The organism is Oenococcus oeni, from assembly GCF_020510245.1.
Lineage (GTDB): Bacteria > Bacillota > Bacilli > Lactobacillales > Lactobacillaceae > Oenococcus > Oenococcus oeni.
This window is the reverse complement of sequence record NZ_CP084701.1, coordinates 558,699-578,892: the sequence shown is the minus strand read 5'-3', so window position 1 is coordinate 578,892 and position 20,194 is coordinate 558,699. Positions and strand designations below refer to the sequence as shown.

Genomic DNA, 20,194 nt, shown 5'->3' with positions numbered 1-20,194 from the left:
GGTCTAAATACCGACTTCTAGGATAACTAAAAAAAACGCTGAAAACAGCATTGTTGTCGCTTAAAGGAACATTGGTATAGGCCATTAACCAATTTTTCTTGTTTTCAGGGATTGAAGAACAATCATCAATATGACCAATCCAGCTCCTAGATAATCAATCAATTCCATCGGAACCGATAAAAGCAAAACACTTAAAATCATCGCAGTCATCGGTTCGACAGCCGATAGTAAACTCATTGTCGTTGGCCCTATCAAGTGAAGACTTAAAAACCACATTGCAGTTCCAAAAGCGGTGCTGATAATCGTAAAGAAGATCAGTAAAAACCAATTACTTAGTGACATCGTTGGCAACGCGATAAAAAAGGACGATAAAAATTGAAAGCAATTCCCGATACAAAAAGGGAAATAGCCGTGACTGGAAGAGGACCGTATTCGCCTATCAGTCCAATCGGATAAATTGTGCCAAAAGCATAAACTGCAGCGGCAAGCAGACCCCAAAAAAGTCCGGCCGGAGAAATTTCCAAATGATTAAAAGATCCGTGAGTAACAAGAAGAAAAGTTCCTAAAAGTGCCACAAAAACCGAAATAACATCAATTCGTTGTGGGACTCTCTTTTGCAGAAAAACATAAAAAAAAATTACAAAAACAGGATTTAAAGAAGTCAAAATCGTTGCCAATGCAGCGTTGGATTTAGCAATCGCGATAATGTAAGTATATTGGGATAGAAAGTCACCAAAAATAATGAAAATAATCATTTGAAAATAGACCTGTTTATTGGCCAATAATCGAAAAAGATTTTTCCTATCAGTTAAAAATACGTACAAAATAAGTGCCGTCCCGGCAAAGAGCAAACGCACCGAAAGCAGCCAATTAACATTTATATCAACAACTTTGAGCAAGTATTGAGTAACAACACCGTTGGTTCCCCACAGAAAAGGACCCAAAACACCATAAAATAGACCAAGTTTTTTATTTTTTTCCATCATTAACGGCTTGTCATCTTAAATTCAAGGAACAGATCGTTATAAATCTGAGTCCATTTTTGGCCGAGATCAGAATAGACGTGAAGATTTTTTAGTGTTTTATTGCTTGGATAGAATTGTTGATCACCAGTAACCGATTTTGGCAGGATTTTGATTGCGCCTTTATTTGGAGTGGAATATTCAACATATTCAGCATTTTGAGCCGCATTTTTAGGTTCGGACATAAAGTTCAAAAATTTATAGATCGCTTTAAAATGTTTGGCGGTCTTTGGAATCGCCAAATTGTCAAACCAAATATTGGAACCTTCTTTTGGAATTACGTAATGAAGATGCTTATTCTCCGCAATCATCTCGGAAGCCTCACCAGACCAGGTTATCCCAATTGGCGCCTCCTCCTGGACCATGTACATGACAATCTCATCGTCTAAAATTGCTTTGACATTTGGCATCAAAGCATCTAGCTTTGCTTTAGCCGCCTGCACATCTGCCGGTCTTTTATCATTAACCGACTTTCCCATCGAAATTAAAGAGAAGGCAAAATCATCACGAGCCGAATCAACCAAAAGAATCTTGTCGCGAAATTTACTTGACCAGAGTTGATCCCAGCTTTCAACTTCCGACCTTTTAACAAATTTGTCATTATAAACAATTCCAAGCGTCCCCCAAAAATACGGAATCGAATATTTATTCCCCGGATCAAAAGACTTGTTTAAAAAACGCTTGTCGTAATATTTAAAGCCTTTGAACTTCTTACGATTAATTGGTAAAAGCATTTTTTCTCGACGCATTTTTTCAACCATGTAGTCCGATGGAACGACAATGTCGTAAGAAGTTCCGCCCTGCTTTACTTTGGCATACATATCTTCGTTGGAATCAAAAGTTTCATAATTAATCCGATAACCGGTTTCTTTTGTGAATTTAGTTAATAAACTGGGATCAATATAATCTCCCCAATTATAAATGTTAAGCACTTTGGAGCCACTTCCAGATGTGCCGGCGGCTGCATTTTCTTTTGCAACCAAATAGCGTTGAATAGCGAATAAACCGACAATAACCAGACTGATGGCAAATAGAGCCGATAAAAGTTTTTTCATTTTGTCGCCTCCAGACCGGGTGTCCGTTTTCTATTACCGTTACGGGAAATAAAATAGTAAATAAAGACAAGAATCAAACTAACAATAAACATAATGGCTGAAAGTGCATTAATTTCCAGGCTAATGCCTTGGCGGGCCCTGGAATATATTTCAACCGATAAGGTAGAAAACCCATTGCCGGTAACAAAGAAAGTAACCGCAAAATCATCCAGTGAATAGGTTAGAGCCATAAAAAAACCAGCCATAATTCCTGAAGAAATATAAGGCAGAGTAACCTTATTTAAAACCTGCCAAAAATTCGCTCCAAGATCTTCAGCAGCCTCTGTAAGGGTAACTGGCATTTCCTGCAGTCTTGGCAAAACCATTAAAACAACAATTGGAATACTAAAAGCGATATGGCTTAATAGGACAGACAAAAAACCCAAAGAAAGGCCTATAGCAGTGAAAAAAATCAGAAAACTGGCCCCGATAATAACATCCGGACTGACTAAAAGAATCGAATTAAAATTAAGTAAAATATTTTTTGTTAATTGGCTTTTGGCAAAATTAATCCAAAGTGCGCCAAAGGTTCCAATAATCGTTGCTAAAACTGACGATAAAAAAGCAATAATCAACGTATCGACAACGATCTCGATCATTCTTGTATCTGCCCAAAGCTGGCAATAATGAATCAAGGAAAATCCCTTCCAGCCATGCATGTATTTACCCGAATTAAAGGAATAAGTAATTAAATAGAAAATAGGAACGTAAAGTACGATAAAGACAAGCCATAAATAGAGGTTACCGATTTTGTTTTTCTTCATTATTTGCCTCCCCTACGTAAAACCGATTTCTTCCGTTCGCGGGTGATAACCATTGTTGCAACCATCGCAATAATCAAAATGACTCCAATCGTAGAACCCATGTGCCAATTTTGAGTAGTCAGGAAAAGTTCCTCAATTGCCGTCCCCAAGGTGATAACCCGATTTCCACCGATTAAACGCGTGATCATGAAGAGGCTCAAAGAAGGAATAAAAACGGATTGAACTCCAGACTTGACCCCGGGCATCGATAAAGGAATAATCAAACGCCAAAGTGTTTGCCAGGAATTTGCGCCAAGGTCCCGGCTTGCTTGAACTAAATCTCGATCAATTTCGTTTAAAGCATTAAAAATCGGCAATATCATAAAGGGAATTTCAATGTAGCTGGAAACGAGTACGAAACTTGAATCTGTGAAAAGCAACTGCTGAGGACTAATGCCGAATAAGCCAATAAAAGAATTCGCCGTACCATCACGAGACAATAAACCGATAAAGGCATATGTTTTCAGTAACAAATTGATCCAGGTTGGCAATATTACCAAAAGCAACCAAAACTGGCGATTCTTCAACTGGGACAGAAGATAGGCCGTTGGATAAGAAATGACAAGTGTAATCAAAGTAATCAAAAAAGCGTAAAAGATCGAGTTAAAAGTCATTCGAAGATATGTTCCGGAAGAAAAATAAGAAACAAAATTATTCAAGGTCAACTGTCCACTTTCACTGGTTAAAGATTGAAAAAGCAGCAAGGCAATTGGAACTACAACAAATAAAGCCAGCCAAAGAACATAAAGGACTGCGAAAAACAGTTTCCCCTTCTTCATCAGTCTTCACCCTCGTAAGATTCCAGACGAGCATCAAAATCCTCTTCAGACTCGTTTAATCTCATAATATGTATATCCTCCGGGTCAAATTTCAAGCCCCTACGCTGACCGATTTTGGCTGGATTAGTTGCCTGGACAGCCCATTCATTACCAGCATCGTCAATTGCTGTAATTTCATAAGAATCACCCCGAAATGACTGATCCTCAATCGTAACCTGTAATTTACCCCGACTCGGCACAACGATATCCAAATCTTCCGGACGAATAACTACCTCGACACGTTCATTAGTACGCATTCCTGCATCGACGTTTTTAAAATCCTTACCAGCGAAGCTGACGAGATAATCTTCTTTCATTACACCAGGCACAATATTTGCCTCGCCGATAAAATTGGCAACAAAATGGTTGATCGGCTCATCGTAAATATCGACCGGAGAACCGGACTGTTCAACCTTTCCATCATTAATTACAAAAATCCAGTCGGACATTGCCAAGGCTTCTTCTTGATCATGAGTAACAAAAATAAAGGTGATTCCCAGACGTTGCTGCAATTCACGCAACTCAGACTGCATTTCCTTGCGTAATTTATAATCAAGAGCCGAGAGCGGCTCATCCAACAATAAAACCTTCGGCTGATTGGCCAAAGCGCGGGCAATCGCTACACGTTGTTGTTGGCCTCCGGAAATTTCAGAAATTTCCCGATCGGAAAAATCGTCAAGTTTCACAAGTTTCAGCATCGATTTGACTAATTGATCGATCTTTTTTTTTGAAAATCCCTTAATAGAAGGACCAAAAGCCACATTATCGTAAACATTCATATTGGGAAACAAAGCGTAATTTTGAAAAACAGTATTGACCTTCCGTTGATTTGAAGGCAAACTGTTAACATTTTTACCTTCAATTAAAATATCACCTCCGGTAGGCTGTAATCTCCCAGAAATCAAGCTTAAAATAGTCGATTTTCCAGATCCAGAAGGGCCAAGCAAAGTGTAAAACTTCCCCTCTTCAATCTCCAAATCAACTTTTTTAAGCACTTTAGTCTCACCGTAATCCAAACTTACGTTTTTAAATTCAATCAATGGTTGTACTGTTTCTTCAGTCATTAATCCAATCCCCATTCAAATAAATCGCATGATTACAAGTATAAAGAATTATCCAACAGTTGTCATTTTTAGGCACAAAAAAACTCGGTAACAACCGAGCTCTTATTCCTAAGATTAACGCTTACTGAATTGAGAAGCACGACGAGCTTTTTTTAAACCCGGCTTCTTACGTTCAACCATACGAGAATCACGAGTCAACAGGCCTGCCGATTTTAAGGCTGGGCGAAAATCAGGATCAACTTGGAGCAAAGCCCGAGCGATACCATGACGAGTTGCGCCAGCTTGACCAGCAAAGCCGCCACCAACAACATTTACATTTACATCATAAGTTCCGTCTGTCGATGTAACTGCAAAAGGTTGAATAACGACGGCCCGAAGATTGGCTGCCGGAATATATTCTTCAAAAGAACGATTGTTAATTGTAATTTTTCCGCTTCCGGGTGTTAAACGAACACGAGCGACTGAAACCTTACGACGACCCGTTCCTGCATATTGAGTATTTGCCATTATTTATCAGTTCCTTTCTTAGAGTAAATCCTTGATATTTAATACCTGTGGTTTTTGAGCACTTTGCCCAACTTCCTCGCCACTAGCATAAACATGTAATTTTAATCCTTGAGCACGACCCAAAGTATTTTTTGGAAGCATACCTTGAACTGATAACTCAATCAACTTCTTAGGGTTCTTCTCACGAAGGGTTCCGGCTTTACGAGCCTTCAAGCCACCTGGATAACCAGAATGGTGATAATAGGTTTTGTCAGTCGCCTTTTTGCCAGTCAATTGAACTTTATCGGCGTTTATAACGATAACAAAGTCGCCAGTATCAACAGACGGTGTAAAAGTTGGTTTATTCTTTCCGCGCAAAACGGTAGCGACAACGCTACTTAAACGACCTAAAGGCACGTCGGTAGCATCAACGATATACCAATTGCGTTGAATTTCATGTGGTTTTGCTAAAAATGTACTACGCATAATTTTTTATCCTCTTCACTACATCCGTACCAGGGCATGGAGTAAATAAGACCGTTAAATATGATACTAGTTTTTATGCATCAAAGTCAAGTCATTATTCAGAATCGTTATCACTATTTGCCGATAATTCCAAAATAAAATCATTGGTTATCGGATTGACAACAATATGAGAAATCGCACTCCCAAGATTACCGCGGATCTCGACCAAGCCCTGTACCGGAACAGCAATAATTTGGGCTAGATCGTCAGTGTTATAACCATTTGCACTTGGCGAAAAATACCACTGGCTCAAATGATCCCAATCGGTAAAAATCGGTAAATAAGTAACATCCGCTTCGCCATCCTGTGATAATAAGAAAAAATCGATCGAATCCTGTCGAACCTTATGCTTTTTAATTCGTGTCGGTATCAGGAAAACTGCCCCATTGATCAAGTCGTTGATGTTATTCTGATTGACTTCGTTTGTATCAAGGGAAGTCTGTAAAGCTGGGTTTTCAATTTTTTCAGTTTCCTTTGTCTGCAGTTTATAAAAACGATTGAGAGCGTCATGACTAGGTTTTGAAAGAGTATTAGTATTATCTCTTTCAAGATTCATATTCCGATCAACGAATTGAGCTAATTGTTTAGTTGCTACCGGTAAGAATCCTTTAATTTCTGAATCAAAAAAAATAATTGATTCGTAAAAAGGATCTGAACTAAGACGAGTAAAAACTTCCAATCCCAATTGAAAAAAAGAATCTTCGGATAGTGTCATCATTGAAAAATTATCATATTTTTTTGTTTCTTCATTAAAATTAGAAAATGGTTCGGACCCATTCAAGAGTTTCACCAGTTCACTGCCATTATCTGTTTTCTTCGGATGATTAATTTCAATCACCGCAATATTTGGCGTTTGGTCATCCTGACCAACAAAATATTCGATTGTCTTAATCCATTGACTCATAGTAAACCTCGTCTAAGTATAGTCCAGATGCTGGAGCTGTGAAACGTGCCTGTTGACGATCTTTAATTTTAATCAAACGAATAATATCATGGACCGGTCTTGTTCCATTGCCAATTTCCAAAAGTACGCCGACCATAATCCGAATTTGATTATAAAGAAAGGCGTTTCCTTCAAAAGTAAATAATAATTCATTATTTTTAGGAAAAATCTTCAACTCCGCTTTTGTAACCGTTCTGATCGTAGTGGCTGTTTGATTACCGGAAGCCGCGAAACTGGAAAAATCGTGTTCGCCAATTAAATCAGGTAAGGCTTCTTGAATTTTATTAGTATCCAAATTCCAAAAATAATGTCCGGTATAAAAACGTTTGAAAGGATCGATAAATTTACTTGTCGAAACTCGATATAAATAACGTTTCCGATGGCTGCTGTGTCGAGCATTAAAGTTAATTGGCACTTTCTCAACTTTTTTAACAAGAATATCGGTCGGTAATTGACTATTCATCCCCATTAAAATTGCTTTTTCATTTAAATCAAAAGGAAAAATGAAATTGATTACCTGACCGTTAGCATGAACGCCGGCATCCGTTCGGCTAGCTCCGATAACCTTGATTTTCGTTTTAGCCATTTTTGAAACAACCTTAATTAATTCATCCTGAACAGTTCTGCTACCCGGCCTATTTTGCGTTTGAAAACCTTCAAAATAATGACCATCATATGAAATTGTAACCTTATAATTTTGCATAACTAAAATAAACAATCGAAAAGGAAATAACGGTAAAAATTATCAGGACAATTAAATCTATTTTTTGAAATTTCAATTGATGAAAACTGGTCCTGCTCTTCGCATCAATAAAACCTCTGATTTCCATCGTATCAGCCAAGGTCAAAGCCTTTTTAAACGCGACGCTGATTAAAGGAATTATCATCGGAATCAGTGTTTTTGTTCGTTTAACAATGCTGCCAGTTTTCAAACTGAGTCCGCGTGATCTTTGAGCATCGACAATTGTCGAAAATTCGTCGGACAAAATCGGAACAAAACGCAGCGTCATCGAAATTAATAAAGCGAAAGTTTTAGTGTCCAAACCAATCTTGCTCAAAGGCTTTAGAAGACTGGAAATTCCGTCGGCGATCGAAGTCGAAGGCGTCGTTACCGTCAACACAGTTGTCATAAAAATCATTAAGAAAAAGCGTAAAGCAATTATAATCGAATTTATAAGGCCAGTAGAAGAAATTCTCAGCCAACCGAAACTGATAAGAATGTCCGACTGATCGCTTGGTGCGGTTAAAAGCAATTGGATTAGCATCATTAAAATAACAAGTGAGAGAATCGAGCGTAAGCCCAACCAAAAAACCTTGATTGGAATTTTTGAACAGTAGATCGCAAAAGCCACAAAAAAAATCAAAATTCCATATGTTAACCAAGAATTAGCAAAAAGTAGAATGATTACGAAAAAAAAATCAATTACAATTTTAGTACGTGGATCCAATTTTCCAAGCAAAGAATCAGTTGGTAAAAAACGGCCGAAAATATTATTCATTGATTGCCTCGATTTCATCGGCAAGCTCGTCAATCGACAAAGGAGTTGATTTCAATCCTATGGAACGAGCAAAAGAGACTGTTGAGGGTGGTTGGATATCAGCATTCATCGGTTTGCTAAATATTTTTGTCGGGTTATTGTCAGATATTATTTTTCCTCTTCTAAAAATAATCGCTCGATCAACCAGAGGAGCCAAAGTATTAATATCATGGCTTACAGCAATGATAGTTGCTCCCTGTTCGTGAAAATAATTCAGAATTTTCAAAAGATCATTTTTAGCATATTCATCCATCCCTGAGGTTGGTTCGTCCAACAGTAAATATTTTGGTTGGTTAACTAGAGCTCCGGCAATTGCGACTTTACGCATTTGGCCAACCGATAAATTAAAAACAGAGTGTTCCCAAAGATCCTCTTCAATTCCAATTTGTTTAAGAACCTCTTTGGCTTTTTTTGAAGCCTCTGCTTTATTATTACCAAAATTCAGTGCAGCAAACTCAACATCATCTAACACTGTCGGAGAAAATAATTGTCTTTGGGGGAACTGAAAAACAAATCCAAAATTCCGTCTAACTTTCATAAGAATTTTTTCAGGAGAACTGTTGTTAATGATTTGCCCATCAAAATTTATTTCACCATTAGAGGGTAAAATCAGGGTATCAAGCAATCTTAAAAAAGTAGTTTTGCCAGAACCGGTTTGGCCGGCAACTAAAATAAATTCTCCAGAATTAATTGATAGAGAAAGATTATTTAAAGAAAAAGAATTTTCGTGTAAAAAAGATTTATATAAATAATTTACTTGTTTGAATTCAATAGCCATGAGAGCAGCTCTTTTTGAGAAATAATCGAAGAAGGTATTTTTCGATTCAACGAACGTTTTTGATTGATCTTTGAAACCAATTTAGAGACAAAAGTCTCACCCAATTGATGGTGGTGAAGAAAATCAATATCCGACATTAAAACTTTTGCGGGTTCATCAGCGATTATTTTACCTTTTTCTAAAACAACAGCTCGTTGCCCCCATAATATTTCATCTGGATCATGGGTAATATTAATAATCGTTAAATTCGGGTTTTGCTTATGAAGCTTACCAATTAAATTTATTATTGATTCTCTGGCCAATGGATCTAACATACTAGTCGCTTCATCGAAAAATAAGACATCGGCATTCAAAATCAAAGCCGAGCCAATCGCCACACGCTGCTTTTGACCACCGGACAACTGATCTGGAGAGCTTTTGGCATAATCAGACATGCCAATCTCCTGCAAAGTCTCCTTGATCTTGTTAGGCATCAATTCGGGCTTAATTTGTTGATTCTCCAATCCAAAAGCCAACTCATCTTCAACGGTTGCTCCAATAAATTGATCCTCTGGATTCTGAAAAACGGCTCCAAGCCGCGCCGCAACTTTTATTGTACCCGACGAAGGCGTTTCAAGACCAAGTATCAATCTCATCAAAGTCGACTTCCCAGATCCATTTCTGCCAACCAAAGAAAGCCACTCCCCACGATTAACCTGCAGAGAAAGTTGTCGAAACAATTCCTGACCATCATCAAAAGAAAACGACAAATTGTTAATTACAATAGCTGAAACCATCATTAAAATTTTAACAAAGGAAAACTGTTAAAAATAAAAAAGCCCTCAAATTTAATCTTTAGTCCATAAAGCATCGAAACTTTTAAAACTTTAGATAAATTTGGGGCTTTTAAAATAATTAATTTAATCAACAAATTCCAGTAATGCCATTGGAGCAGCATCACCGCGACGTTGACCTAATTTATAAATGCGTGTATAACCACCATTTCGACTTTTAAAGCGAGGAGCTACATCACTAAACAAAGTCTTAACAGCCTTTTGCTCAACAATATCCTCAGCATTGGTTGCGTTTTTAATCTTATTTTCATCTTCAACATCGCGAAGATAGGTAGCCGCTAAACGACGAGCAGCAAGATCACCACGCTTTCCAAGCGTAATCATTTTCTCAGCCTGGCGGCGAACCTCTTTGGCACGTGCTTCGGTTGTTTGAATTTTGCCGTTAAGAATTAAATTAGTTGTCAAATCACGCAAAAGTGCTTTGCGCTGGGACTTGGTCCTTTGCAACTTACGGTATCCCATGATTACTCCTTTCTGGATTTCTCCGATTATTTAGTTTTCAGTTTCCTGCTTAAATGACTGACCACGTTCAGCTAATTTTTGAATAATCTCTTCAAGTGATTTGCGTCCAAGATTTCTAACTTCGCCCATATCATGCAGGGTTTTATCTGTTAGATCCTCAATTGTATTAATTCCCGCACGTTTCAGACAGTTAAACGAACGAACCGAAAGTTCAAGCTCTTCGATTGGTTCCTTGTTTTCCATAACTGTCTCAACAGCATCAGGATCAAGCATCATTTCTTTCTTCCCAGCATTACTCAAATCAATGAACAAAGCTAGATGTTCAGATAATATCTTGGATCCAAGACTCAAAGACTCGCTTGGACTAACAGAACCATCAGTCCACACTTCTAACGTTAATTTGTCATAATCATCACGATGACCAACACGAGTCTTTTCGACTGTATAATTAACCTTAGAAATAGGTGTATAAATTGAATCAATCGCTAAAACACCAATGCCAAGTTCCATCTTGGCTTTATTCTCTTCAGCTGAATCATATCCGCGACCACGTACAGCAGTGAGAGCCATATGTAGGCTCTTACCAGCCGAGACTGTCGCAATGTGCAAATCAGGATTCAAAATCTCAACATCGCCATCGCTTTTGATATCTCCGGCAGTCAATTCACCAGCACCACTAAAGTCAACTTCAAGCGTCTTCTGTTCATCGGAATCAATCCGCATAGCAACCTTTTTTAAATTCAAAATTATTTGAGTAACATCTTCTGTTACACCATCAATAGTCGTGAATTCATGAAGGACACCATCAATCTGGACAGAATTAATTGCTGCACCGGGCAGGCTGGATAACAAAACTCTTCTTAATGAATTTCCAAGAGTAGTTCCATAACCGCGCTCGAGAGGCTCGGCAACAAACTTTCCATAATTTTCTGATTCTTCGACGGTCGAAATTGTTGGCTTTTGAAATTCGATCATATATTTGCCTCTCCTATATATTTTTTATGCCCGACGCTGCTTCGGTGGACGAGAACCGTTATGAGGAACGGGAGTGACGTCGCTAATTGCAGTAATTTCTAAACCAGCAGCGGCAACAGCACGAATTGCAGATTCGCGTCCAGGACCTGGTCCTTTAACACTGATTGCAACACTATGCATATTTTGTTCCATTGCTGCTTTGGCAGCAGCTTCACCAGCAAGTTGAGCAGCAAAAGGAGTAGACTTACGAGAACCCTTAAAACCTAATGAACCAGCTGATGACCAAGAAACTGCGTTTCCTGCTTGATCAGTGATCAAAACAATCGTGTTATTAAAAGTTGAATGAATATGGGCAACGCCTTTTTCAATATTCTTTTTAGCGCGACGCTTATGACCACTTGTGCGACTTGTACGACTTGCCATACTGAAAATCTCCTTTCTTAATTATTTCTTCTTGCCAGCAATCGCTCTAGCTGGGCCTTTACGAGTACGTGCATTATTCTTCGTGTGTTGTCCACGAACTGGTAATCCACGACGGTGACGAATACCACGGTAAGAGGCGATTTCCTGAAGTCCCTTAATATTTAAGCTAACTTCACGACGCAAATCACCTTCAAGTGTTAAGTTTAATTTGTCAACTGCTGCACGAACTTTATCCTCATCTTCAGGACTAAGGTCACGTACACGGACATCTTCGCTCACACCAGCTTCTGCCAAAACCTTCTCAGCAGTAGTATTACCGATTCCATATATATAAGTAAGACCAATCACGATCCTTTTGTCACGTGGTAAGTCAATACCTGCAATACGAGCCATAACAATTCCTCCTTTCTATATGTATGCCGGTTCTTTATGCCACCGACCTGCCTAATGTTACTTGCCCTGGCGTTGCTTGTGTTTGGGATTTGCCGAGCAAATTACCATAACGCGACCATTCCGCTTAATAACACGGCATTGATCACACATTGGTTTTACAGATGGACGTACTTTCACAATCTATTCCTCCTATTCGGTTAACTGATTGTTGTCTCGCCTTATTTATGACGATAAGTGATTCGACCCTTAGTCAAATCATATGGCGACATTTCAACCGTCACACGGTCTCCAACGAGAATACGGATATAATTTTTACGAATCTTGCCAGAAACTCCGGCTTGAATCCTTGCACCGTTTTCCAACTCAACAATAAAGTTAGCGTTTGGTTTTGTTTCTTTAATTACTCCTTCAATCTCAATAACGTCGTTTCCTGCCACTCTTACCTCCAAATTCATACGGTCAACCTGCAAATTATATCAGCATTACTAAAGAAAATCAAGCTATTTATAAATTTGAAACAAGTTTTTTAATCTTTGGATAAACAACTGAAACTTCTCCATTTGCATCAATCGTGTAAAGACTTCCTTTATTACGATAATATTCAACCAAGGGCATGGTTTCTTTTTTTGCAACATCAATTCTGTGAGCGACAACTTCCGGTGTATCGTCTTCCCTACCACGTCCAAGCATTCTATTAGTTACGGTTTTTTCCGAAGCATCTAAATAGATAACCGCATTAAGCTTCTGTTGAATACTTCTCAAAAAAGATTCCAGTGAATCTGCTTGAGAAGTATTTCTCGGATAGCCATCGAGAATAAAACCACCGGCATCCTTAACATCAGCCTCATTCAAACGTTCGTTCACAATTCCATTTGTGATTTCATCAGGAACAAGATTCCCGGCATCCATGAAAGATTTAGCCTTATCACCTAATTCAGTATGATTGGCCATCGCCGAACGAAAAATATCTCCAGTAGATATGTGAGGCAGTTTAAAATCCTCAACCATAATATCAGCGTTTGTACCTTTGCCAACTCCAGGAAGACCCAACATAACAATATTTTTAGACATTTTAAATTTTCCCTTCAGATAATTCTTTATCGTAATAAGGATGTGAGCGAATCAAACCAATATAGTTTTTCTTTTCTGTCAATCCTTCAATTTGGTGCATCAAATCAACCGCGACACCAATCACAATCAATAGACTAGTACCACCCAAACCAATCTTTGAATTGGCATCTAGAATTCCAAAATTCTGTGCTAAAAGTGGTACAACTGCAACAACGGCTAAAAAGATCGACCCTGGACCGGATAAACGATTAAGTAGGCGACTAAGGAACTTCTTCGTCTCTTCGCCAGGCCTTACACCGATTATATAGGAACCCTGCTTTTGCAGATTTTCGGATACCTTTTCCGGATTAACCTGGACAAAGGCGTAAAAGAAAGTAAATAAGACAATCATCAAGCCATATGCTAATGTCCCTTCCCATGTCTGAAGGCTGAAGATGTTGCTAGCGATCTTATACCATGGCTTATCTCCCCAAGAACCAACAAAAGCCTGCAAAATAGTTTGAGGAGTTGTGATAAGAGATGAAGCGAAGATAACCGGAATAACGCCGGAGACATTAACTCTTAATGGCAAATAACTTTCGTCACCATAATTACGATCCGAACGCGTATATTGCATAGGGAGACGGCGAACAGCGCCATAAAACCATGTAACGAAAGTAACAACAATCAGTAGGGCCAAGAAAAGAACACCAAAGCTAATCCATCCGTTTACTGCTGGACCTTCAAGAACATCCTCCTGAAAAAGCTGCCATATCCCTGGTATCAGTTGGGCAACAATACCGGCGAAAATAATCATCGAAACGCCATTGCCAATGCCTTTGTCCTGAATCTGTTCACCAAGCCAAACAGAAAACATCGATCCAACCGTCATAACGGCCGCAATAACAAAATAAGAATTGAGAGAAGTATTTTTCAGTAAAGTTACCCCTATTGGTTCGCCCAAAGCATTTAGACCAGCCGTAATACCAATCGATTGAATGAAAGCCAAAACAATTGTCAAGTAACGAGTTACCTGAGTAGTTTTACGACGACCAGTCTCACCCTGTTTGGACCATTCAACCAATTTCGGAACGATATCCATTTGCAACAACTGAATGATAATTTGAGCTGTAACATAAGGACTAACGCCAAGAGCAAAAAGAGAATATGCCGAAAGACCGCCACCAGAGAACAAGTTTAAAATCGAAAGTAATGAAGTCTGGTCCATTAGCTTTGTCAAAGCACTTGCATTGACACCCGGGACGGTTATGTAGGCGCCAAACCTATAGACAAGCAAAATAAGCAAAGTCCAATAGATACGAACGCGAATTTCCTTTTGTTTTAGAGCTTTTATTAATAAACTAAACATGGAAATTAATTTTCTGAATCAGCAGTTTCGGTAGTTAAAATAATCTTGCTACCGGCTTCTTTGATTGAATCCTGTGCAGCTTGTGAAGCTTTTGCTGCATGAATAGTAATTTTTTTATTAAGTTTACCAGAAGCCAAAACTTTGACGCCTGATAATTCCTTTTTAATGATACCAGCTTCTTTCAATGAAGAGGCCGAAACAGTTGTTCCATCGTCAAACTTATTAAGTTGGTCAAGATTAACGATTGCATACTCTTTACGAGAAATATTGTTAAATCCACGTTTAGGCATACGACGCATCAATGGCATTTGGCCACCTTCGAAACTTAGACGCAATTTTTTTCCTTCACGAGCCTTCTGGCCTTTTTGTCCACGACCAGCTGTCTTTCCTTTGCCGGCAGAGAAACCGCGAGCTTTTCGAGTAGAAGATTTACGAGAACCAGCGACTGGTTTTAAAGTTGATAAATCCATTATTTGTTAACCTCCTCAACCGAAACAAGATGAGCAATCTTAAAAATGATACCACGAGTCGCAGCATTATCTGGGCGAACAACAGAAGAGTGAACACGACCCAAGCCAAGAGACTTTGCAATCTCTCGTTGACGAGGCTCACGATGAACTATGCTTTTAATTAAAGTAATTTTTAAATCTGCCATGTCTCCTCCTTATTCTCCAAGGCTAACGCCACGCAATGCAGCAACCACCTTAGCTTCCTTTAAGTTCTTTAAACCATCAAACGTTGCACGAACAACATTGACAGCAGTTGATGATCCAAGTGATTTCGCAGTAACATCAGGGATACCTGCTAACTCCATAATTGGACGAGTAGAGCCTCCTGCAGCAACCCCGGAACCTTCAGAAGCAGGCTTTAAGAGAACTTTTCCGCCTCCGTCAACGCCAAGAACCTGATGAGGAATCGTAGTTCCAACGGTCGGGACCTTGATCAAATGACGTTTAGCATCTTCAACAGCTTTACGAATAGCCTCAGGAACTTCTTGGGCCTTTCCAGTACCAAAGCCAACATGCCCATTTCTATCACCAACAATTACCAAAGCGGAAAAACGAAGCCGACGGCCACCTTTCACAACTTTTGTAACACGATTGATAGAAACAACATTTTCTTCAAGATCGCCAAGTGCATTTGGATTAATATATTCTGCCATATTTTTTCCTCCTTCCCTTAGAATTTCAAACCTGCTTCACGAGCGCCGTCGGCCAGAGACCGAACACGTCCGTGATAGAGATACCCACTCCGGTCAAAAACAACCTCAGTGATTTTTTTTGCAATAGCTAGTTTGGCAACCGACTGGCCAACCTTACTTGCTTGTTCAGATTTAGTTCCACCTTGGTTTTCTTTTTCCAAAGTAGAGGCACTTGCTAGCGTGACACCTGCTACGTCATCAATTACTTGTGCGTAGATGTTTGAATTAGAACGAAAAACACTCAAACGGGGGCGCTGTGCAGTACCAGAAATCTTACCACGCACACGCGCGTGACGCTTTTGACGCGTCTTATTTTTATCTGGTTTTGTAATCATAGCAATGCTTCCTTTTAATAATTTAGACTAGTTATTTACCAGTCTTTCCTTCCTTACGACGTACGATTTCGCCTTGATAACGAATTCCCTTGCCTTTATAAGGTTCAGGCGGACGAACTCCGCGAATCTCAGCTGCAAAATCACCGACACGTTGTTTGGAAATACCCTCAATAGAAATATGGGTAGCATCAGGTACAGCAACTTTCAGACCTTCACGCGCTTCAAACTCAACCGGGTGGGAAAAACCAACAGTCAACACAAGTTTATCTCCTTGCATCGAAGCACGATATCCAACACCAACAAGTTCAAGATTCTTTTTAAAACCTTTAGAAACGCCCTCAATCATATTAGCAACATTAGCACGAGTAGTTCCATGCAATGCTTTATTCCGATTAGAATCATCGGGACGACTGAACTTAGCTTCAGATCCCTCGATATTCATTGAAATCACCGACGCGATCGAACGGGTAATTTCACCTTTAGGACCCTTAACAGTTACCTGATCGCCCTCCTGCTTTATTTCAACACCAGTAGGAATGGTGATTGCTTTATTTCCGATACGACTCATGGTTTTCTCCTTTCCTAGATAAATTAACCATGGATTAAATTACCATACGTACGCGATTACTTCTCCGCCAATCATCTTAGCACGAGCAGCTTTATCTGTCATAACGCCTTCAGATGTTGACAAAATCGCAATTCCCAAACCATTTAGTACTTTAGGAACAGAATCAGCCTGGACATAAGAACGCAAACCGGGTTTTGAAATCCGTTTTAAACCAGTAATAATACGCTCACGATTTGGGCCATACTTTAAACTCAAAGAAATCAAACCTTGCTTATTAGGAGTATCAACAACTTGATAATCGGTAATAAAACCCTCATCCTTTAAAATTTGGGCAATATTAATTTTGATCTTTGAAGCAGGGGTCTCAACGGTTTCGTGACGAACCATGTTCGCATTCCGGATCCGGGTCAAAAAGTCTGCAATTGGATCAGACATTGTCATAATGAATTTCCTTTCTAACAGTTGTCGCGTAACAATGCACTTTTTAGACAAAACATCATTGATAATTTATCTAAAAAGCACGTTTGTCCAATAGCGATACTTTGTTTGTGCTTTTTAATAATTACTTAGCAAAGGGCATGCCAAGTTGACTAAGTAATTCAAGACCTTCTTCATCAGTCTTGGCAGTCGTAACAATAACAATATCAAGTCCGCGGACCCGATTAACGTCATCGTAATTGATTTCAGGGAAAATTAATTGTTCTTTGATACCAAGAGTATAATTTCCACGACCATCGAAAGATTTGGTGGACGTACCGTGGAAATCACGAACACGAGGTAATGCAACATTAATCAATTTATCAAGAAAGTCATACATACGTGTTCCACGAAGTGTAACTTTACTTCCAATACTCATTCCCTCACGTAAACGGAAACCAGCAATTGACTTTTTAGCCTTGGTGACAACTGGTTGTTGGCCAGCAATTAAACGCAGTTCAGAGACAGCTTCATCAAGATTATTAGAGTTAGTAACAGCATCGCCGACACCCATGTTCAAGACAATTTTCTCAAGCTTAGGGGCCTGCATTAATGATGTATAGTCAAACTTTGAAATCAGAGCTGGTCGAACTTCATTAACATATTTTTCTTTTAACGCATTTACCATGAAAATGATTTCTCCCGCTTATTTTTTATTGCTTTCGCGCTTGCTAGCGCGAATTGTTTTCTTTTTAGAGGCATCCAGCAGCATCACATTGGATACATGGATAGCTGCCTCTTTTTCGATAATTCCACCCTTAGGCTCTGCCTGGGTTGGCTTTTGATGTTTTTTGACTTTGTTCACGCCTTCGACAATTACACGATCAGTTTTCAAAAATACCTTGGTAACTGATCCTTCTTTACCCTTGTCCTTACCGGCGATCACGCGGACTTTATCTCCAGTCTTAATATTCATGTGATCCTCCTTATAGAACTTCCGGCGCAAGACTTACAATACGCATATAGTTGTTATCGCGTAATTCACGTGCGACAGGTCCAAAAATACGTGTACCAACCGGCGACTTATCATCTCTAACGATGACAGCGGCATTTTCATCAAATTTAATATATGAACCATCAATTCGATGAACACCACTAACCGTACGAACGATAACCGCTTTAACAACATCACCTTTCTTAACGGTGCCGCCAGGAATAGCTTGTTTAACAGTGGCGACAATCATATCGCCGATATTAGCAAATTTCCTTCCGGAACCGCCAAGAACTTTGATTGTCAAAATTTCACGAGCGCCAGAGTTATCAGCAACTTTAAGGCGACTTTCTTGTTGAATCATAGTTCTGCTCCTTTCAAAATATTACAAGACGACAGCTTTTTCGACCACACGAACAAGACGAAAACGCTTAGTAGCAGACAATGGACGAGTCTCCATAATCTCAACAACGTCATTCAATTTGGCATCATTATTCTCATCATGTGCCTTAAACTTTTTAGCATAGTTAACTCGCTTACCATAGACAGGGTGGTTTTTATAAGTTTCAACTGCTACAGTAATGGTCTTGTCCATCTTGTCAGAAACAACACGGCCACGATAAACTTTACGTGTATTACGTTCTTCACTCATAGTAACCTCCTTATGCCTTTGCCTTTTCGGCAGCGATTTCCTGAGCCCACAGCTCAGTTTTAATTCTTGCAATGTCTTTTTTGACCGTTGAAAGACGGGCGGTATTCTCTAATTGACCTGCAGCTTGTTGGAAACGTAAATTAAAAAGTTCTTCTTTGGCATCTTTTTCACGCTTTAACAAATCATCGCGGGATAGACCTTTAATTTCTGAAGCTTTCATTATGCGTTTACCTCCTTACTTGCTTCGGCTTTGCTAACAATTTTTGCCTTAACTGGCAATTTATGCATAGCTAATCGCAAAGCTTCTTTAGCCACGGCTTCGGAAACTCCGCCAACTTCGAACATAATTGTTCCACGCTTGGTCGGGGCTACCCAGCCTTCCGGAGCACCTTTTCCATTACCCATACGGACACCAACACCCTTGGATGTATAGGACTTTTGTGGAAAAATCTTAATCCAGACTTTACCACCACGTTTCATATAACGGGTAATGGCGATACGAGCTGCCTCGATTTGGCGGTTCGTAATCCAATTATTTTCAAGTGATTGCAAACCGTAATCACCAAAAGCAACTGTCCGGCCACCTTTAGCTTCACCGCGCATGTGTCCACGATGAACACGACGGTACTTAACACGTTTAGGAACTAACATTAGTTATTACCTCCTCGTCCTTGAGTAGAAGCTTGACCTTGACGAGGGCGACGAGAACGACCACCATTCTGACGACTGTTTCCACGGCCACGATTATTGCCACGGCCACGATTATTCGCTGCAGCAGCAACATCCTCATCTTTAATGAATTGGCCATTCTCGGCATCGCCACGATAAATCCATGTTTTAATACCAAGATTACCGTAAGAAGTCATCGCTTCGTCCCAAGAATAATCAATATCAGCACGTAAAGTATGAAGAGGAACGGTGCCCTCCGTATATTGCTCTTTACGAGCAATATCAGCTCCATTCAAACGTCCTGATACCATTGTGCGAACACCCTTAGCGCCAGCACGTTGAACACGTTGAATAGCTCCACGCATTGCGCGACGGAAAGCAACACGCCTCTCTAAATCGGCAGCAATTTGTTGGCCAACAAGGTGAGCATTTAAATCTGGTTTACGAATCTCGACAATATTGATATTGACGCGCTTGTGTTGACCCTTATAAGTATCAACTATCTTTGACAATTCACTACGCAAACGCTCAACATCAGCACCGCCACGACCAATAACAATACCAGGCTTAGCAGTATGAATAGTTAAATTAATGCGAGTAGGTTCAGTACGTTCGATTGTGATACGATCAACAGCTGCATCTTTTAAATTCGTTTCAAGATATTTGCGAATCCGCAAGTCTTCTTGTAAAGCAGGAACGTATTCCTTTTTGTCGGCATACCATTTAGCATCCCAGTCACGAATGACTCCAACACGGAATCCAATTGGATTAATCTTTTGGCCCAT

Annotated in this window: 34 protein-coding genes; all 34 read right to left on the bottom strand. The window is 39.5% G+C overall.

All coding sequences use genetic code 11. The features are described 5' to 3' along the window. Positions 1–84: 84 nt before the first annotated feature. Positions 85–351 (bottom strand): EamA family transporter, encoded by a 267-nt coding sequence (locus J3U91_RS03025; protein ID WP_437817668.1) that lies wholly within the window; start codon positions 349–351, stop codon positions 85–87. Next, the gene (locus tag J3U91_RS03020; RefSeq protein WP_002818493.1) at positions 333–986 is read right to left on the bottom strand and encodes a DMT family transporter; all 654 of its coding nucleotides are present in this window, start codon (positions 984–986) and stop codon (positions 333–335) included. Before J3U91_RS03020 ends, J3U91_RS03025 begins: the two co-directional genes overlap by 19 nt. Next, positions 986–2,077 carry an ABC transporter substrate-binding protein gene (locus J3U91_RS03015; RefSeq protein ID WP_002816514.1) on the bottom strand — a complete coding sequence of 364 codons (1,092 nt, stop codon included), beginning with the start codon at positions 2,075–2,077 and terminating at the stop codon, positions 986–988. The genes J3U91_RS03020 and J3U91_RS03015 overlap by 1 nt, the downstream gene beginning before the upstream one ends. Then, positions 2,074–2,880, bottom strand: a complete 807-nt coding sequence (locus J3U91_RS03010; protein WP_002818492.1) for an ABC transporter permease — start codon at positions 2,878–2,880, stop codon at positions 2,074–2,076. The genes J3U91_RS03015 and J3U91_RS03010 overlap by 4 nt, the downstream gene beginning before the upstream one ends. Further along, positions 2,880–3,698, bottom strand: coding sequence for an ABC transporter permease (locus J3U91_RS03005; RefSeq protein ID WP_002818491.1), 819 nt, complete (start codon positions 3,696–3,698; stop codon positions 2,880–2,882). Before J3U91_RS03005 ends, J3U91_RS03010 begins: the two co-directional genes overlap by 1 nt. Beyond that, positions 3,698–4,801 (bottom strand): ABC transporter ATP-binding protein, encoded by a 1,104-nt coding sequence (locus tag J3U91_RS03000; RefSeq protein WP_032804491.1) that lies wholly within the window; start codon positions 4,799–4,801, stop codon positions 3,698–3,700. The genes J3U91_RS03005 and J3U91_RS03000 overlap by 1 nt, the downstream gene beginning before the upstream one ends. A 114-nt stretch (positions 4,802–4,915) precedes the next feature. Continuing rightward, the gene (gene rpsI, locus J3U91_RS02995; RefSeq protein ID WP_002818490.1) at positions 4,916–5,308 is read right to left on the bottom strand and encodes a 30S ribosomal protein S9; all 393 of its coding nucleotides are present in this window, start codon (positions 5,306–5,308) and stop codon (positions 4,916–4,918) included. Positions 5,309–5,326: 18 nt separating this feature from the next. Continuing rightward, positions 5,327–5,773 carry a 50S ribosomal protein L13 gene (rplM, locus tag J3U91_RS02990; protein WP_002818489.1) on the bottom strand — a complete coding sequence of 149 codons (447 nt, stop codon included), beginning with the start codon at positions 5,771–5,773 and terminating at the stop codon, positions 5,327–5,329. Between the two features lie 94 nt (positions 5,774–5,867). Further along, a complete protein-coding gene (locus tag J3U91_RS02985; RefSeq protein ID WP_002818488.1) occupies positions 5,868–6,716 on the bottom strand; it encodes an SseB family protein in 849 nt (282 codons plus the stop codon). Next, positions 6,700–7,458 (bottom strand): tRNA pseudouridine(38-40) synthase TruA, encoded by a 759-nt coding sequence (truA, locus tag J3U91_RS02980; protein ID WP_002818487.1) that lies wholly within the window; start codon positions 7,456–7,458, stop codon positions 6,700–6,702. Before truA ends, J3U91_RS02985 begins: the two co-directional genes overlap by 17 nt. After that, positions 7,445–8,254, bottom strand: a complete 810-nt coding sequence (locus J3U91_RS02975) for an energy-coupling factor transporter transmembrane component T family protein (protein WP_002818486.1) — start codon at positions 8,252–8,254, stop codon at positions 7,445–7,447. Before J3U91_RS02975 ends, truA begins: the two co-directional genes overlap by 14 nt. Further along, complete coding sequence (locus J3U91_RS02970; protein WP_002818484.1) at positions 8,247–9,071, bottom strand: ATP-binding cassette domain-containing protein; 825 nt, start codon at positions 9,069–9,071, stop codon at positions 8,247–8,249. The genes J3U91_RS02975 and J3U91_RS02970 overlap by 8 nt, the downstream gene beginning before the upstream one ends. Continuing rightward, entirely contained in the window at positions 9,047–9,847 is an 801-nt protein-coding gene (locus tag J3U91_RS02965) for an ATP-binding cassette domain-containing protein (RefSeq protein ID WP_002818482.1), read from the bottom strand. Before J3U91_RS02965 ends, J3U91_RS02970 begins: the two co-directional genes overlap by 25 nt. A 123-nt stretch (positions 9,848–9,970) precedes the next feature. Continuing rightward, positions 9,971–10,366, bottom strand: a complete 396-nt coding sequence (rplQ, locus tag J3U91_RS02960) for a 50S ribosomal protein L17 (RefSeq protein WP_002818480.1) — start codon at positions 10,364–10,366, stop codon at positions 9,971–9,973. A 30-nt stretch (positions 10,367–10,396) separates the two neighbouring features. Beyond that, complete coding sequence (locus J3U91_RS02955) at positions 10,397–11,341, bottom strand: DNA-directed RNA polymerase subunit alpha (protein ID WP_002818479.1); 945 nt, start codon at positions 11,339–11,341, stop codon at positions 10,397–10,399. A gap of 24 nt (positions 11,342–11,365) precedes the next feature. Then, positions 11,366–11,764 (bottom strand): 30S ribosomal protein S11, encoded by a 399-nt coding sequence (gene rpsK / locus J3U91_RS02950; RefSeq protein ID WP_002818477.1) that lies wholly within the window; start codon positions 11,762–11,764, stop codon positions 11,366–11,368. A gap of 21 nt (positions 11,765–11,785) precedes the next feature. Next, positions 11,786–12,157, bottom strand: coding sequence for a 30S ribosomal protein S13 (gene rpsM / locus J3U91_RS02945; protein WP_002816335.1), 372 nt, complete (start codon positions 12,155–12,157; stop codon positions 11,786–11,788). 57 nt (positions 12,158–12,214) lie between these two features. After that, positions 12,215–12,334, bottom strand: a complete 120-nt coding sequence (gene rpmJ / locus J3U91_RS02940; RefSeq protein WP_011677525.1) for a 50S ribosomal protein L36 — start codon at positions 12,332–12,334, stop codon at positions 12,215–12,217. Between the two features lie 41 nt (positions 12,335–12,375). Continuing rightward, positions 12,376–12,612, bottom strand: coding sequence for a translation initiation factor IF-1 (gene infA / locus J3U91_RS02935; protein ID WP_002816336.1), 237 nt, complete (start codon positions 12,610–12,612; stop codon positions 12,376–12,378). Positions 12,613–12,661: 49 nt separating this feature from the next. Continuing rightward, the gene (locus J3U91_RS02930) at positions 12,662–13,228 is read right to left on the bottom strand and encodes an adenylate kinase (protein WP_002818474.1); all 567 of its coding nucleotides are present in this window, start codon (positions 13,226–13,228) and stop codon (positions 12,662–12,664) included. A gap of 1 nt (position 13,229) precedes the next feature. Next, positions 13,230–14,576 (bottom strand): preprotein translocase subunit SecY, encoded by a 1,347-nt coding sequence (secY, locus tag J3U91_RS02925; RefSeq protein WP_002818472.1) that lies wholly within the window; start codon positions 14,574–14,576, stop codon positions 13,230–13,232. Positions 14,577–14,581: 5 nt separating this feature from the next. Further along, complete coding sequence (gene rplO / locus J3U91_RS02920) at positions 14,582–15,046, bottom strand: 50S ribosomal protein L15 (RefSeq protein ID WP_002818469.1); 465 nt, start codon at positions 15,044–15,046, stop codon at positions 14,582–14,584. Further along, complete coding sequence (rpmD, locus tag J3U91_RS02915; protein WP_002816353.1) at positions 15,046–15,231, bottom strand: 50S ribosomal protein L30; 186 nt, start codon at positions 15,229–15,231, stop codon at positions 15,046–15,048. Before rpmD ends, rplO begins: the two co-directional genes overlap by 1 nt. Positions 15,232–15,240: 9 nt before the next feature. Then, complete coding sequence (gene rpsE, locus J3U91_RS02910; protein WP_002818468.1) at positions 15,241–15,738, bottom strand: 30S ribosomal protein S5; 498 nt, start codon at positions 15,736–15,738, stop codon at positions 15,241–15,243. 17 nt (positions 15,739–15,755) lie between these two features. Beyond that, positions 15,756–16,112 (bottom strand): 50S ribosomal protein L18, encoded by a 357-nt coding sequence (gene rplR, locus J3U91_RS02905; protein WP_002818467.1) that lies wholly within the window; start codon positions 16,110–16,112, stop codon positions 15,756–15,758. A gap of 31 nt (positions 16,113–16,143) precedes the next feature. Then, positions 16,144–16,680 carry a 50S ribosomal protein L6 gene (rplF, locus tag J3U91_RS02900; protein ID WP_002816351.1) on the bottom strand — a complete coding sequence of 179 codons (537 nt, stop codon included), beginning with the start codon at positions 16,678–16,680 and terminating at the stop codon, positions 16,144–16,146. Positions 16,681–16,719: 39 nt separating this feature from the next. Beyond that, positions 16,720–17,121: a 30S ribosomal protein S8 gene (rpsH, locus tag J3U91_RS02895; protein WP_002818466.1), complete on the bottom strand. Its 402-nt coding sequence runs from the start codon at positions 17,119–17,121 to the stop codon at positions 16,720–16,722. A gap of 121 nt (positions 17,122–17,242) precedes the next feature. Beyond that, positions 17,243–17,785, bottom strand: a complete 543-nt coding sequence (gene rplE / locus J3U91_RS02890; protein ID WP_002816349.1) for a 50S ribosomal protein L5 — start codon at positions 17,783–17,785, stop codon at positions 17,243–17,245. A gap of 18 nt (positions 17,786–17,803) precedes the next feature. Then, positions 17,804–18,073, bottom strand: coding sequence for a 50S ribosomal protein L24 (rplX, locus tag J3U91_RS02885; protein ID WP_002816348.1), 270 nt, complete (start codon positions 18,071–18,073; stop codon positions 17,804–17,806). 10 nt (positions 18,074–18,083) lie between these two features. Then, the gene (gene rplN, locus J3U91_RS02880; protein ID WP_002818465.1) at positions 18,084–18,452 is read right to left on the bottom strand and encodes a 50S ribosomal protein L14; all 369 of its coding nucleotides are present in this window, start codon (positions 18,450–18,452) and stop codon (positions 18,084–18,086) included. Positions 18,453–18,473: 21 nt separating this feature from the next. After that, entirely contained in the window at positions 18,474–18,740 is a 267-nt protein-coding gene (gene rpsQ, locus J3U91_RS02875; RefSeq protein ID WP_002818464.1) for a 30S ribosomal protein S17, read from the bottom strand. A 10-nt stretch (positions 18,741–18,750) separates the two neighbouring features. Continuing rightward, positions 18,751–18,960, bottom strand: a complete 210-nt coding sequence (gene rpmC, locus J3U91_RS02870; RefSeq protein ID WP_002818463.1) for a 50S ribosomal protein L29 — start codon at positions 18,958–18,960, stop codon at positions 18,751–18,753. Beyond that, entirely contained in the window at positions 18,960–19,391 is a 432-nt protein-coding gene (rplP, locus tag J3U91_RS02865; RefSeq protein WP_002818461.1) for a 50S ribosomal protein L16, read from the bottom strand. Before rplP ends, rpmC begins: the two co-directional genes overlap by 1 nt. Next, a complete protein-coding gene (rpsC, locus tag J3U91_RS02860; RefSeq protein WP_002818460.1) occupies positions 19,391–20,194 on the bottom strand; it encodes a 30S ribosomal protein S3 in 804 nt (267 codons plus the stop codon). Before rpsC ends, rplP begins: the two co-directional genes overlap by 1 nt.